The sequence below is a fragment of the Klebsiella sp. GL120222-02 genome, assembly GCF_003097195.1.
Classification (GTDB): Bacteria; Pseudomonadota; Gammaproteobacteria; order Enterobacterales; family Enterobacteriaceae; genus Klebsiella; species Klebsiella variicola.
In genome coordinates, this window is sequence record NZ_QEQO01000001.1 from 247,954 (window position 1) to 262,266 (window position 14,313).

The window sequence follows — 14,313 nt, forward strand, 5'->3', positions numbered from 1 at the left end:
CCTGGCGCTGCAGTAACAGGGGAGCCATTACCTGACTCCCCGAGTTCGTCTACTGCGCCACCCAGCCGCCATCCATATTCCATGCGGCGCCGCGCACCTGGGCAGCGGCATCGCTGCACAGAAACAGCGCCATTTCGCCCAGTTGCTGCGGGGTGACAAACTCCCCGGAGGGCTGTTTTTCCGCCAGCAGCTGGGCGCTGGCCTGCTCCGGGTCGACCCCCTCGGCGATGCGCTTATCGATCTGCTGCTGCACCAGCGGGGTCAGCACCCAGCCCGGGCAGATGGCATTGCAGGTGATGCCGCTGCGCGCGGTTTCCAGGGCCACGGTTTTGGTCAGCCCGACCACCGCGTGCTTGGCGGCGACGTAGGCCGATTTCTCTTTCGACGCCACCAGGCCATGCACTGAGGCTATGTTGATGATGCGCCCCCAGTTGCGCTGGCGCATGCCCGGCAGCGCCAGGCGGGTGGTGTGGAAGACGCTGGAGAGATTGATCGCGATGATGTCGTTCCATTTGTCCACCGGGAACTGCTCCACCGGGGCGACGTGCTGGATGCCGGCGTTATTGATCACGATATCGACGCCGCCGAAGGTGCTTTCGGCATAGTGCATCATCGCCTCGATCTGCCCGACGTCGCGCAGGTCGGCGTCGTGATAGCCGGGGATCTTACCCAGCGCGGCGACTTCAGCCCGGGCGTGGCTGCTGTCGCCGAAGCCATTGAGGATCACCTGCGCGCCCGCCTGAGCCAGCACTTTGGCGATCCCTAAACCGATGCCGCTGGTGGAGCCGGTGACCAGCGCTGTTTTACCGTGCAAATTCATTTTATTACTCCTTCAATCGGGTATCAGACAATGCCGGTCACATAGAACGTGGCAATGACAAACAGTACCGCGAGGCTTTTGATCACCGTGATGGCGAAAATACCGCCGTAGGCCTGGCGATGGCTCAGGCCGGTGATCGCCAGCAGAGTGATCACCGCCCCGTTATGCGGCAGGGTGTCCATGCCGCCGCTGGCCATGGCGGCGACACGGTGCAGGACCTCGAGCGGAATATTGGCGGCGTGGGCGGCGGCGACAAAGGTCTCGGACATCGCCGCCAGCGCGATGCTCATCCCCCCGGAGGCCGAGCCAGTGATCCCGGCCAGCACCGTGACGCTGATCGCCTCGTTTAACAGCGGATTGGGAATGGCCGCGAGGGCTTTCGACAGCACCAGGAAACCCGGCAGGGCGGCGATAACCGCGCCGAATCCGTACTCAGAGGCGGTGTTCATCGCCGCGAGAATAGCCCCGCCCACCGCCGTTCGGCTCCCCTCCGCCAGCCGGCCGCGGATATTGCGATAGCCGCAGACCAGCACCAGCACAATGCCGGAGAGCAGCGCCGCCTGCACCGCCCAGATAGCGGTGATTTTCCCTACTTCGGTGACGACAGGCTTCGCCAGACCCGGCAGGGTGAGCTCATGGCTGGCGCCGTACCACTGCGGGATCCAGTGGGTAAACAGCAGATTCAGCACCCCCACTAACAGCAACGGGGCGATAGCGATCAGCGGATGCGGCAGATCGATGTCATCCGGGGTCTCCGGCTCATTTTGCAGGTCGGTCCCATAGCCTTCGCCGCGGGCCTGCGCTTTGCGGCGCTGACGCTCCAGCCACAGCAAACCGAAGATGATAATGAACAGCGAGCCGATAAGCCCCAGCCAGGGGGCCGCCCAGGCGTTGGTGCCGAAGAAACTGGTGGGGATAATATTCTGGATCTGCGGCGTGCCGGGCAGGGCGTCCATGGTAAACGAGAATGCCCCGAGGGCGACGGTGGCCGGGATCAGCCGTTTGGGGATCCCGCTCTGGCGAAACAGTTCGGCGGCGAAGGGGTAGACGGCAAAAGCCACCACAAACAGCGACACCCCGCCGTAGGTCAGCAGGGCGCACACCAGCACGATCACCGGGATCGCGTGGCGGCGTCCGAGGATGCGGATGGCGGCGGCGACAATCGACCGCGAGAATCCCGACAGCTCAATCAGCTTGCCGAACACGGCGCCCAGCAGAAACACCGGGAAATAGAGCTTCACAAAGCCGACCATTTTTTCCATAAACAGGCCGGTAAAGGCCGGGCCGACCGCGCCCGGGTCGGTGACCAGCACCGCGCCGAGGGCGGCGATCGGCGCAAAGAGGATCACGCTGTATCCACGGTAGGCCGCCAGCATCAGTAACGCCAGCGCGGCCAGGGCAATTATCACACTCATCACGACGTCTCACTCTCATTGTTATTGTAGGGGTACAGAACGCGATACTAGGGCTTCAGAGCGTAGCGAAGCTGATGTTCCCGGCGCGACTGGATGCGCTGTTGCCGCGCCTCATCCCAGCGGTAAAAGCCTTGTCCACTGCGGGCGCCGGTGTCGCCTCGCGCCACCTTTTCCGCCACCAGCGACATCATCTCGCTCCCGCTGGCCAGCTCCGGCAGCAGGTGCTGGCAGATATCCTGGACCGTCGCCAGCCCGGTCATGTCCGCTGCCTCCAGCGGGCCGACCATCGCATAGCGGCGGCCCAGCGAGGCGCGCATCACCTGGTCCACTACCTCGGCAGAGGCAATGCCGCTGTGGACGATATGCAGCGCTTCGCGCAGCAGGGCGAACTGCAGCCGGTTGCCGACAAAGCCCGGCGCGGCGCGATTGAGCACCACCGCTTCCAGCGCGCAGGCGGCGCAAAAGTCGCTCACCTGGCGCGCCAGATGGGGCAGTGTGGCGCTCCCGGGCACCACTTCCACCAGCGGGATCAGGTGCGGCGGATGCCAGAAATGGGCGATCAGCAGCCGTTCAGGGTGGCGCATGCCCTGCGCCAGCGAGTCCGGCGGCAGGCCGCTGGTGTTGCTGGCGATAATCGCCTCGTCGGCGATCAGCGTTTCCAGTTCGGCATACAGGGCGTGCTTCAGTGCCAGCCGCTCGGGGATCGCTTCTATCAGCAGCGTGGTGTCGGCCAGGGTATTCAGCGCCGGGGTGGGGGTCAGACGGGCCAGCACAGCGTCGCGGTCGGCGGGATCCTGCTGGCCGCTCGCCTCCAGCTCGCGCAGGATGGCGCTGGCCACCGCCGGAACCTCGGCGAGACGCTGCGGATCGGTGTCATACAGGCGGACGGCGTGACCGTGACGGGCGAAATGGCAGGCGATACCTACGCCCATCAGTCCCGCGCCGAGTACCGCCAGGCGTGGTGTAAACATAGTGGCTCCTGTTAACGTTGTAGAGTCATGGCGATGCCCTGGCCGCCGCCGACGCACAGGGTTGCCAGCCCTTTGCTGGCGCCCCGGCGCTGCATCTCATGCACCAGGCTGACGAGGATCCGGCAGCCGGAGGCGCCGATGGGATGGCCAAGGGCGATGGCGCCGCCGTTGACGTTGACCTTCTCGCTATCCCACTCAAGCAGCTGACCGACGGCCAGCGCCTGGACGGCAAAAGCCTCGTTAGCTTCGATAAGATCCACCTCGTCCAGCGTCCAGCCGGCGCGCTGCAGCGCTTTACGGCAGGCGCTCACCGGGCCGATGCCCATCACCGATGGGTCGACCCCGGCGACCGCTGAGCTGACAATGCGCGCCAGCACCGGTAGCCCGAGCTCGTGCGCTTTATCGACGCGCATCAGCAGGACCGCCGCGGCGCCGTCGTTCAGCGACGAGGCGTTTCCGGCAGTGACGCTGCCGTCAGCGGGACGAAACGCCGGGCGCAGCTGGGCCAGCTGCTGCTCGCTGGTCTCCGGGCGCGGTTGCTCGTCGTCAGTCACGACACGCGGCGGCTTTTTGCCCTGCGGGACGCTGACCGGGACGATCTCCTCGCGAAAGCGTCCGGCGGCGATGGCGGCCGCCGCTTTGCGCTGGGACCCGGCGGCAAAGGCATCCTGGCGCTCACGGCTGATGTCGAAGGCATCAGCCAGATTCTCGGCGGTAATGCCCATGTGGTAGTCGTTAAAGGCGTCCCACAGGCCGTCCAGAATCATGCTGTCCTGCAGGCTGGCGTGGCCGAAACGCAGGCCGTCGCGGGCGCCGTGCATCAGATAGGGGGCATTGCTCATGCTCTCCTGGCCGCCGGCGATGACGATCTCGGCGTCGCCGCAGCGGATCGCCTGCACCGCCTGCTGAACCGCTTTCAGCCCGGAGCCGCACACCAGATTGACGGTGACCGCCGGGGTGTCGATCGGCAAGCCAGCCCGCAGCGCGGTCTGGCGCGCCGGGTTCTGCCCGCAGCCTGCGGTGAGCACCTGGCCGAAAATCAGTTCGTCGACCGCCGCGGCGGGCAGCTGGCCGCGTTCAAGCAGGCTGCGCACCACCGCCGCGCCGAGGTCGACGGCGGAAAGAGGGGCGAAGGCGCCGCGAAAGCTGCCGACCGGAGTGCGTACTGCAGCAACAATGGCAATATCGGTCATGGTCTCTCCTTAGCTGAAGCGCATTTCGCGCACATCGTCGGCCACGATCAGTCGTCCCGCCGTTTTACGCATCACCTCGTCGGGGCTCACTCCCGGGGCCACTTCGCGCAGGACAAACGTGCCGTCGACAATGTCCAGCAGGGCCAGATCGGTGAGCACCCGGCGAATACAGCCCACGCCGGTGAGCGGCAGGGTGCACTGCGGCAGCAGTTTGGATTCGCCGTTTTTTGAGGCGTGGGTCATCACCACGATGATGTTCTGCGCGCCGGCTACCAGGTCCATGGCGCCGCCCATCCCCTTGACCATTTTTCCAGGGATCATCCATGAGGCGATGTTGCCCGCGACGTCGACCTCAAAGGCGCCAAGAACGGTCAGGTCAACGTGGCCGCCGCGGATCATGGCGAACGACTGAGCGGAGTCGAAGATGGCCGCCCCGGTTTGCGCGGTGACGGTCTGCTTGCCGGCGTTAATCATGTCGGCGTCGATCGTGGCTTCGTCTGGAAATTCGCCCATCCCCAGCAGGCCATTCTCCGACTGGAGCATCACCTCAATACCGGCGGGAATGTAATTGGCCACCAGCGTCGGGATACCGATCCCGAGGTTGACGTAGTCGCCGTCGCGCAGCTCCTGGGCGACGCGCATCGCCATTTGTTCACGGGTCAGCATCTCACTTCCCTCCGGCGCGCAGGGTGCGCTGTTCAATTCGTTTTTCGAATTGCCCGACGATCAGCCGGTCGACATAGATCCCCGGGGTGTGGATGGCGGAGGGCGGCAGTTCGCCCGGCGGTACAATCTCTTCCACCTCCACCACCGTAATACGCCCGGCGGTGGCCATCAGCGGGTTGAAATTCTGCGCGGTATGGCGATATACCACATTGCCGTACCAGTCGGCTTTCCAGCCTTTGACCAGCGCGAAATCGCCGCGGATCGCCTCTTCAAGGATGTAGTGCCTGCCGGCGAACTGGCGAACCTCTTTGCCTTCGGCGACCGGGGTGCCATACCCGGTGGCGGTGTAAAAACCGGGGATCCCGGCGCCGCCGGCGCGAATTTTTTCGGCCAGCGTTCCCTGAGGAGTGAGCTCAACCGCCAGCTCGCCGCTCAGCACCAGCTGTTCAAACAGCGCGTTCTCCCCGACGTAAGAGGCCACCACCTTGCTGATCTGGCGTGACTCCAGCAGCATACCGAGACCGAAGCCGTCGACGCCGCAGTTATTGGAGACCACCGTCAGCCCCTGCACCTGGCGACGCTGCACCTCGGCGATCAAGTTCTCGGGAATGCCGCACAGGCCGAAACCGCCGGCGAGCAGCGTCATGCCGTCCGTTAACCCTTCCAGCGCCGCTTCATAGCTGGCGACGCGTTTATCCAGTCCTGCCATCTTGTCTCTCCTGCCTTGCGATAGCCTTATCATTGGCGCTGGAGACTGATTTGATAATTTTGAATTTGTGACCCACTCATTTGGAATTTTAATTAATTTCCTGTTAACTAATTTTTTTCAATTAGTTAACAGGAAGAAAAATGAGAATGAGTGTCAAACAGTTACGCGCGTTTTTAGCGGTAGCTCACACTCTGAATTTCGCCCACGCCAGCGAAAGGCTCAATTTGTCGCAGCCAGCCCTCAGTTTGACCATCAAAGGGTTAGAGGAGGCGCTGGGCGGCGCGCTGCTGCAGCGCAGCACCCGCAAAGTGACCCTTACCCAGGAGGGGGAACTCTTTCTGCCGATGGCCCGTCAGCTGTTGGCCGACTGGGATAACGTCGAGGAGGCCATGCGTCAGAGCTTTACCCTGCAACGGGGTAAAATTTCGGTGGCCGCGATGCCGTCGTTTGCGGCCAACGTCCTGCCGGAGGCGCTGAAGGCCTTTCGCGACCGCTATGCCGGCGTGAACGTCACGGTGCATGATGTGATTAATGAGCAGGTGATCGAGATGGTGCGCGAGGGGCGAGTGGAGATGGGTATTGCCTTCGAGCCATCGCCCACCCACAACCTGCTGTTTACCCCGCTGGCGGTGGACCGCTTCGTGGCGATCGTTCCCCGGCAATCCCCGCTGGCGAAGAAAAAGCAGCTCACCTGGCAGGAGCTGTTGACCCTCGATTTTATTACCCTGCAGCGTCCCTCGGCGGTACGCCTGATGCTGGAGGAGGCGCTGGCGCGCAGCGGTCGCCAGCTGGACGTAGCGCTGGAGAGTCACCAGCTGGTGACGGTGGGGAGAATGGTGGCCAGCGGCCTGGGGGGCAGCGCGGTACCGGCGCTGTGTAAAACGCAGATGACGTCCCTGGGGGCCGTCTGCATCCCGCTCAGCGATCCGCCGATTGAGAAGTGCGTCGGCGCGATCCATGCCGGGCATATGCCGCTGTCGAAGGCGGCGCAGGCGCTGCTGGATACGCTGAAAGGTTTCTTGCCGGCCTGAGCAGGCGGGAGGGGCAAAAAAAACCGGCCTGCTGGCCGGTTTGACTATCAGATTTTGCAGGCGTCGCCGCAATCGTCATCGGCAACGATCGCCTGCGCTTTTTTGTCCGCTTCTTCCAGACGCTCCGCGTTGCGTTCTTCCGCTTCATCCAGGCCGTTGAAGACCAGGTTGTCGAGATCAATTTCCATAAGTTACCTATCGTCGCTGGTTTTTAATCAGCGTCAAGTATAGGGCAAAACCGCCAGCGGATGTAGCCGCTCTGCGCGCCGAACGCACAGAGCGTTAAGTCGCGGGGCGGCAGGCTTTCCCTACTATAAATAACCGTTGACAGGCGGGAGTTGGCTTTATTAATCACCATACAGAATGATTTCCTGTGTATATATTAAATGAAAGGACAACGAAGGAGTAATTAAGCGTTGACGAAAAGCTTTTATGTTAATATGGCCGCGATTATGGATGAATCTATGGATCTTAATCAATGGAACATACTGTTGCAGGCGCCATCAAAGAATGGCGTAAACATAATAAAGTGATCGGTCAGGTCAAAATAAACTATAAAAAAGTTTTACGAAAATGCAGAGAGCTCTCGCTCGCAGGAGGTAAATACAGAGAATATCAAGAACTTTGTGCAAAATATCAGTGTGCGCGGTTGACCGCCGTGACCAAAGGGCTGGTGCCTTTTGAGGATAAACCGTTTAAAGCGTATCTCAATAAACGGCTGTCAAAACGACGCAAGCTGGATATTGCCCACGGTTCACTGAATTTTATTGAGAAAACGTTTCACCCTGATGTCCTGCCGCAGCTGTACAATGTGGCGGATTTTGGTCGCGCGATGTTCTCTATTCCTTTGAAAAATGGCGATAATCTTGACGTTAAACTGTTGGCGTCGCCGTTTCAGGAGGAGGGCGAGCTGATGCTGCAGCTGTTTCTCGGCGACCGGCGCGTCTATAGCGTCTGTTTTTCCTGTACCGACGATGGCCGCGCCTATATTGGCGGCATCCAGGGCGGGAAAGATATCACCAATGACGAAGTGAAGGTGCTGACTAAAGAGCTGCATGGCGCGCGGCCGAAAAATATCATCATGAGCGTGCTGTATGGTTTCCTGCGTTATTTCAGCATCACCACGGTCTACGCGATCGATTCCGATTTCCACGTGAAAAGCGATTTGGTGAAAGCCAGTTATTCATCGCTGTGGCTGGAAATGGGCGGTGAGAAACAGGCTCGCGGCTGGTATAAATTGCCGGCGCAAGAGATCAAAAAAAGTATTGAAGAGGTGAAAAGTAAGCACCGGAGCCAGTTTATTAAGCGCGAAGGTGTCAAGGAGTTGATTCAGATAGATATGGCGAACGCCCTGCAGCACATTACGTTGCAAGCACGGGTGAATTAACGCCTCTCATACGCCAGCCGGGCTGCAGGGGGCTGCTACCCGGCTGGCGATTTCCTCTCTCCCCCGGTCGCTGTGCCGTAGGTTACTGCCCGCTCTCGCCGATTGGCGGTGACGCGGAGACGGTGAGCAGCGGAGCGCTGCGCCACCATACCATCAGGGCGACAATCGCGATAACGCTCAGCACGCCGAAGGCGGTGGCATAGGAGTAGTGCCCGGCGATAGACCCGGTTAACGCCGGACTCATTGCCGCCCCGGCGCCCTGCATCAGCATCACCACGCTCTGTCCAGCGTTAACGTGCCCGCTGCCGCGCAGCAGCGAGACGATAAAGCTGGGCACCGCCACCCCCAAAATCCCTGCCGCCAGGCCATCAAGAATTTGCACCGGGACCATCATCGCCGGGGCGTCGCTGGACGCCGCCAGCGCCGCCCGGATGGGCATGATCAGCAGCGCCAGCAGGATGCATCGCCAGTAACCGTATTTGTCGATGCTGCCGGCGACCCGGATGGCCACCGGGATCATCACCACCTGCGAAATAATCACCGTGGCGGCGGCAAACAGTCCGGGATTGAGGTGTCCCGGCGCGGCGGCGATCCGCATGCTCAGCATCGGCAACAGTGCGGCATTGGCGAGATGGAACAGCATCAGGGTTACGCCGGCGATCAGCAGCGGCGTATGGCGGAACAGGATGGCAAACCCCGGCAGGGAGGGCGTGGATGCCGCTTCGATGCCGCGGGCGGCGTCATCGTCGATATCGCCGCCGCGGATCGCCAGCAGGGCGACCAGGGTAAGCAGCGTGGTACAGGCCATCAGAATGAAAATGCCGCCGATGCCCCAGTACCAGGCGATAGCCCCGGCCATTAGCGCGGTGAAGAAATTCCCCGCGTGGTTGAAGGCTTCGTTTTTCCCCATCTGGGCGCTAAAGCCGCGCTGTCTGGCAAGACCGAGGGTAATCCCGGCGATCAGCGGTCCGACAAAGGCCGCGCAGATGCCGCTGGCGACTTGCGAGAGGGCGACCACGCTGGTCTTCTGACTAAACCAGAGCAGCAGGGTGGTGAGGGTGATCACCAGGCAGACCCCGGCCAGCAGCAAGCGCTTATGCCGCGAGCTGTCGGTGATGAAGCCGGCGGGCAGGGTCGCCAGCAGGCCGGCGATACCGCCGACGGACATCAGCAGGCCAATGTCCTCCGCCTGCCAGTGACGCTGGGTGAGAAAGATCCCCAGAAACGGGCCGAGGCCGTCGCGCACGTCGGCAATAAAAAAGCTGGTCAGACATAAAGCCCGCAGAGAACGAAGCGACATTTTCTACCTTTAGCATGCGCGATCTGCGCGTCGGAATGGTCACCGGATACCTTCATCCTTTATCGCACAGTTCGATGAAACAAAAATGTCCCGCGCTCGTCGGGTACCGTGGCTATGCAACATACCCGCTTGCGGCGGCTTTCGCCAGAGGCGTACGAAAGTTCTGTAGCGGCGCTATTAGCGTTCGTCTGCCTTGACGATCTGCAGGGCGGCGGGGCTCGCCACGGTGCCGCTGGCAGTAATAAACCCCGGATGGACAGCCTCGCCGCTGGCGCTGTCCACCAATGCTATATGCGGCGCACTGTGCAGCACGTGCTGATGGCCCCATTCCATCAGGGCGAACAGCACCAGCGCCAGGCTACGGCTTTTATCAGTCAGAACATATTCATACCGTTCGCGGGAGCCGGCTTCCCGGTAGGGCACTTTGCTGAGCAATCCCGTTTCGGTCATGGTTTTTAACCGGGTGGTGAGCGTCTGGCGGGTAATATGGGTGTGCGACAGCATCGTTTCAAAGCGCGTCACGCCGTAAAACGCCTCGCGGAGGATCAACAGCACCCAGCGGTCGCCGAGGATTTTCGCCCCTTCCGCCAGGCCGCACAGCGCCGGGTCGAGGTAGGGCAGTGATTTATTTTTTGACATCGCGAGATTGACCTTCTACTCTGAGTTTGAATTTTAGACCTAGATGCTAAGGAGAATAGCGTGCCATTTGTTAACGTGCAAACCATTAAAGGGATCATGACCGCGGAACAGAAAAGTGAGCTGCTGCGACGGATGACCGATCTGCTGGTGGAGATTGAGGGGCAGGGCGATCCGCAGTTCCGTCAGTCCGTCTGGATCCGCATTGACGAACATGACCCGGAGCAGTGGAGTCTGGGCGGCGTCCAGCCGACGGCCGCAATGATCGCGGCGAAATTTGCCGCCGCGCGACGCGACGGATCCCCGGAATAAAACGGGCGGCGAAGCCCGGCCCGGCGATCTGACGCAGAAGAGGGGCCAGATCGCCGGGTAATATTGCGATTCGCTATGGTGCAAAAGCGTATTTTGCGGCTAAGGTAACGGTCAGGGAACCCAACAAACAGGGCGCGATGCCAGACGGCCAGCCTGGCGCCACTCTCAAACCGGTGAAAACAACGGATGTCTACAGAACACATGCTGCCGCTGGCGGTGCAGAACAAAAACATCTTTCGCCTGGCTGCCGCTCAGGCGCTGGCCGGCGCCAACTCGGTGGTCTTCTACGCTACCGGCGCGATAGTGGGTAACGCGATTGCCCCCAGCCCGTCGCTGGCCACGCTGCCGATCACCCTGTTTGTACTGGGGATGGCGGCCTCCATTCTGCCTTTCGGCGCGCTGGCGCGAACGCGGGGCCGCAAAGCGGCGTTCAGGCTCGGCACCGGCGCCGGGATGGTGACCGGACTGGCGGCCGCCCTGGCGGTAGTGCTGAATTCTTTTCTGCTGTTTTGTCTCGCCGCGATGCTTGGCGGCGCCTATGCCGCCGTGGCGCTCAGTTTTCGTTTTGCCGCCACCGACGGCGTCGCCCCGGCGCGTCGCGCCCGTGCGCTGTCGCTGGTGATGGGCGGCGGTGTGGCCGCCGGGATCATTGGCCCGATGCTGGTCACCGGCACCATGCACCTCTGGCCGGCACATACCTTCGCCGTCACCTTCCTCGCTCAGGCGCTGGTTGCAGTGCTGGCCGCCTTTTTGTTGAGAGGGGTGACGCCGGCGGAGCCCACCGCGGCCAGCGTGCGCGGAGGGCGGCCGCTGCGCGAGATTGTCCGCCAGCCGGGTTTTGCCACCACGGTATTCAGCGGCGCGGTGGCCTATATGGTGATGAATTTTCTGATGACCGCCGCGCCGCTCTCCATGCATATGCACGGTCTTTCCCAGCAGGCCGCCAACCTTGGGATCCAGTGGCATGTGATGGCGATGTACGGCCCGGGATTTTTCACCGGCCGGCTGATCCAGCGCTTCGGCGCAGTGCGAATGGCGGCGGCGGGATTGCTGATCACCGCCGCGTCGGTGGCGGTCGGCCTGAGCGGTCTCGGCGTGTATCATTACTGGCTGTCGCTGATTTTGCTCGGCATCGGCTGGAACTTTGGCTTCACCGGCGCCTCGGCGAAAATCATCGATTTCCACCGCCCGGAAGAGAAGACCCAGGTTCAGTCGCTCAACGATTTTCTGGTCTTCGGCGTGATGATCGTGGGGTCGTTTTCGTCCGGGGTTCTGCTCAACGCCTTCGGCTGGAACGCCGTGCTGTGGGGCTCCCTGGTCCCGGTTGCGGTGGCGTTGTTGACCCTGCTGCTGCGCCCCTTATCCCCACCCCGCGCTTAGCGCCTGGCCTGCCGCTGCGCAGGCCGTCTTTTGCTTTTTTCAGCTATGCATTGCTGAAATTCATCTGACTCCTTGCGCGTAAAAACGTCACAGACGCTACATGCTGTAGTAATCTCTACAACATGACAATGCATCTCTTGATCCTTAACCTGACAACGTCTCAAGCCACGCTGCGCATGCGTGTCTGGCGAACCCTGAAGCAGAGCGGGGCAGCGGTCCTGCGCGATGGGGTCTATCTGCTGCCCGACGTGCGCCAGGGCTATGACACTTTCCTCAGCACCTGCCAGGCGATCCGCGCGGAAGGGGGGACCGGGTATGTTTTCACGATTGAGGCGGCGGAAGAAGAGGCGCTCAGGCCGCTATTCGATCGTCGTGAACAGTACGACGCGCTGTTGCAGGATCTGCAGGCGCTGCAGGGGACGTTATCCAACGACGAACTGGCGGCTCAGCTCAAACAACTGCGTAAAATTCAGCGTGACTACCGGCGGATCGAGGCCATTGATTTCTTTCCGGGGGCCGCCCGGGAGCAAGCCGCTGAGCGACTGGCCACTATCGAGCAGGTCATTAATCAGCGGCTATCGCCGAACGAGCCGCAGTCGGTGGCGGGCGAACTGAGCCTGCTGGACAGAGGCGCCTTTCGCGGCCGGCTGTGGGCCACCCGCCGACGCCCGTGGGTCGATCGTCTGGCCAGCGCCTGGCTTATCCGGCGCTTTATTGACGACGAGGCGCTATTCCTGTGGCTGGCCGCGCCTGAGGACTGTCCGGCGACAGCAGTCGGTTTTGATTTTGACGGCGCGCCATTCAGCCATGTCGGCACGCTGGTGACCTTCGAAGTACTGGTCCGGCGTTTTGCGCTGGACGCGGTGATCCCCGACAGTCTGGGACGGTTGATCCACTTCCTGGACGTCGGTGGGGTACCGACCCCGGAGGCGGCGGGGGTAGAAAGCATTCTTGCAGGGCTGCGGGAAACCATTACGGACGATGACCAACTGCTGGCGGCAGCTTGCTCGCTGTTCGACGGCTTACTGAGGTCCTGTGAAATGAGGTCTGGCAATCATGAGCAAAACGGTCGTTCTTCCGCAGAGTGACAGTCCTTCCGTCGTCGCTTCCGTCTCCTTCTGGCAGGCATTTCGCTTTTGGCTCAAGCTTGGCTTCATCAGCTTCGGCGGGCCTGCCGGGCAGATCGCCATGATGCACCAGGAGTTGGTGGATAACCGACGCTGGATATCGGAAGGGCGATTCCTGCATGCGCTCAATTTTTGTATGGTCCTGCCCGGCCCGGAGGCCCAGCAGCTGGCGACCTATATCGGCTGGCTGATGCATAAAACCTGGGGAGGCGTCATCGCCGGGGTGCTGTTTATTTTGCCCTCGCTGGTGTTACTCATCGCCCTGGCGTGGATCTATCTCGTCTGGGGGGATGTCGCCGTGGTGGCGGGGATCTTTTATGGCATCAAACCCGCCGTAGCGGCGATAGTATTGCAGGCGGCGCACCGCATCGGCTCGCGGGCGCTGAAAAATGGCGCCTACTGGGCCATCGCGGCCGCTGCTTTTGTCGCTATTTTTGCGCTGAACGTTCCTTTTCCGCTGATCGTCCTCGCCGCGGCACTGGTGGGTTTTATCGGCGGACGGTTGGCGTCGACGACGTTCGGCAAAGCGGACGCCCACCGTGCGCAGAGTCACCCTGGCGGAGCCGCCATCATTGATGACACGACGCCGATTCCGGCCCATGCCATTTTCAGCTGGCGGCGCACCTCACGGGTGCTGATCGCCGGAATGCTGCTGTGGCTGGTGCCGATGGCCGCCCTGACGCTAATGCTGGGCTGGGCGCATCCGCTGACCCAGATGAGCTGGTTCTTTACCAAAGCCGCGCTGATGACCTTTGGCGGGGCATATGCCGTCCTACCTTATGTTTACCAGGGGGCGGTGACCCACTATGGCTGGCTGACGGCAGGGCAGATGATGGACGGCCTCGCTCTTGGGGAGTCGACCCCCGGACCGTTGATCATGGTGGTGACCTTTGTCGGGTTTGTCGGCGGCTACACCAAAGCGGTGTTGGGCGTCGATGATGTGCTGCTGGGGGGCATCGCGGCGGCGTGCCTGGTGACATGGTTTACCTTTTTGCCCTCGTTCATCTTTATTCTCACCGGCGGGCCGTTTATTGAAACGACCCATAATAAGGTGGGATTTACCGCGCCGTTGACCGCCATCACCGCCGCGGTGGTGGGCGTTATCCTGAATCTGGCGCTGTTTTTTATCTGGCATAGCGTCTGGGGACCATCCGGTTTCGACCCGTGGTCTGCGGCCATTGCCCTGGGCGCCGCCGGGCTGCTGTTTCGTTATAAGTGGAAGCTGACCTGGGTACTGGCCGCCGCCGCTGCGGTGGGGCTTATCGTCCATATGGCGGGACTGTCCGGCGCAGGATAAGGTCGGCGTTGGGTTGAGAGAAACGTGGACAGATGGGGGATTGGGGAGGGAGGCCAGTGCCTGAGCAGG

Annotated in this window: 15 protein-coding genes; 6 read left to right on the top strand and 9 right to left on the bottom strand. The window is 61.7% G+C overall.

The window, feature by feature from the left end; genetic code table 11:
• Nucleotides 1-49: 49 nt before the first annotated feature.
• From N438_RS01175 to N438_RS01200, 6 genes are read right to left on the bottom strand one after another with little or no spacing between them, the layout of a single operon-like run.
• The gene (locus tag N438_RS01175) at nt 50-820 is read right to left on the bottom strand and encodes a 3-hydroxybutyrate dehydrogenase (protein ID WP_008804550.1); all 771 of its coding nucleotides are present in this window, start codon (nt 818-820) and stop codon (nt 50-52) included.
• A 23-nt stretch (nt 821-843) separates the two neighbouring features.
• The gene (locus N438_RS01180; RefSeq protein WP_008804551.1) at nt 844-2,238 is read right to left on the bottom strand and encodes a GntP family permease; all 1,395 of its coding nucleotides are present in this window, start codon (nt 2,236-2,238) and stop codon (nt 844-846) included.
• A 44-nt stretch (nt 2,239-2,282) separates the two neighbouring features.
• Nucleotides 2,283-3,206, bottom strand: a complete 924-nt coding sequence (locus N438_RS01185; RefSeq protein ID WP_038422680.1) for a 3-hydroxyacyl-CoA dehydrogenase family protein — start codon at nt 3,204-3,206, stop codon at nt 2,283-2,285.
• An 11-nt stretch (nt 3,207-3,217) separates the two neighbouring features.
• Complete coding sequence (locus N438_RS01190) at nt 3,218-4,399, bottom strand: acetyl-CoA C-acetyltransferase (RefSeq protein ID WP_023322772.1); 1,182 nt, start codon at nt 4,397-4,399, stop codon at nt 3,218-3,220.
• A gap of 9 nt (nt 4,400-4,408) precedes the next feature.
• Nucleotides 4,409-5,065 carry a CoA transferase subunit B gene (locus N438_RS01195; RefSeq protein WP_008804553.1) on the bottom strand — a complete coding sequence of 219 codons (657 nt, stop codon included), beginning with the start codon at nt 5,063-5,065 and terminating at the stop codon, nt 4,409-4,411.
• 1 nt (nt 5,066) lies between these two features.
• Nucleotides 5,067-5,774 (bottom strand): CoA transferase subunit A, encoded by a 708-nt coding sequence (locus N438_RS01200; protein WP_023297776.1) that lies wholly within the window; start codon nt 5,772-5,774, stop codon nt 5,067-5,069.
• A gap of 140 nt (nt 5,775-5,914) precedes the next feature.
• Here N438_RS01200 and N438_RS01205 point away from each other — a divergent pair, with 140 nt between their 5' ends.
• Nucleotides 5,915-6,805 carry a LysR family transcriptional regulator gene (locus N438_RS01205; protein ID WP_012967981.1) on the top strand — a complete coding sequence of 297 codons (891 nt, stop codon included), beginning with the start codon at nt 5,915-5,917 and terminating at the stop codon, nt 6,803-6,805.
• A gap of 47 nt (nt 6,806-6,852) precedes the next feature.
• Here the strand turns inward: N438_RS01205 and N438_RS01210 are convergent, their stop codons facing one another.
• Nucleotides 6,853-6,993, bottom strand: a complete 141-nt coding sequence (locus N438_RS01210) for a hypothetical protein (RefSeq protein WP_012967982.1) — start codon at nt 6,991-6,993, stop codon at nt 6,853-6,855.
• A 290-nt stretch (nt 6,994-7,283) separates the two neighbouring features.
• Here N438_RS01210 and N438_RS01215 point away from each other — a divergent pair, with 290 nt between their 5' ends.
• Nucleotides 7,284-8,192: a DUF535 family protein gene (locus N438_RS01215; RefSeq protein WP_012967984.1), complete on the top strand. Its 909-nt coding sequence runs from the start codon at nt 7,284-7,286 to the stop codon at nt 8,190-8,192.
• 82 nt (nt 8,193-8,274) lie between these two features.
• Here N438_RS01215 and N438_RS01220 read toward each other — a convergent pair whose 3' ends face one another.
• Both N438_RS01220 and N438_RS01225 read right to left on the bottom strand, forming a co-directional pair.
• Nucleotides 8,275-9,492 carry an MFS transporter gene (locus N438_RS01220; RefSeq protein WP_008804557.1) on the bottom strand — a complete coding sequence of 406 codons (1,218 nt, stop codon included), beginning with the start codon at nt 9,490-9,492 and terminating at the stop codon, nt 8,275-8,277.
• A gap of 177 nt (nt 9,493-9,669) precedes the next feature.
• Nucleotides 9,670-10,131, bottom strand: coding sequence for a helix-turn-helix domain-containing protein (locus tag N438_RS01225; protein ID WP_009307678.1), 462 nt, complete (start codon nt 10,129-10,131; stop codon nt 9,670-9,672).
• A gap of 60 nt (nt 10,132-10,191) precedes the next feature.
• Between N438_RS01225 and N438_RS01230 the strand changes: the two genes are divergently transcribed.
• The 4 genes from N438_RS01230 to chrA all read left to right on the top strand — a co-directional run bounded on the left by N438_RS01230 (nt 10,192) and on the right by chrA (nt 14,244).
• Complete coding sequence (locus N438_RS01230; protein ID WP_004175772.1) at nt 10,192-10,440, top strand: tautomerase family protein; 249 nt, start codon at nt 10,192-10,194, stop codon at nt 10,438-10,440.
• A gap of 186 nt (nt 10,441-10,626) precedes the next feature.
• Complete coding sequence (locus tag N438_RS01235) at nt 10,627-11,820, top strand: MFS transporter (RefSeq protein ID WP_224232615.1); 1,194 nt, start codon at nt 10,627-10,629, stop codon at nt 11,818-11,820.
• A gap of 128 nt (nt 11,821-11,948) precedes the next feature.
• A complete protein-coding gene (locus N438_RS01240) occupies nt 11,949-12,908 on the top strand; it encodes a chromate resistance protein ChrB domain-containing protein (RefSeq protein WP_077265579.1) in 960 nt (319 codons plus the stop codon).
• Nucleotides 12,877-14,244 carry a chromate efflux transporter gene (gene chrA, locus N438_RS01245; protein ID WP_008804561.1) on the top strand — a complete coding sequence of 456 codons (1,368 nt, stop codon included), beginning with the start codon at nt 12,877-12,879 and terminating at the stop codon, nt 14,242-14,244. The genes N438_RS01240 and chrA overlap by 32 nt, the downstream gene beginning before the upstream one ends.
• The last annotated feature ends 69 nt before the right edge of the window (nt 14,245-14,313 follow it).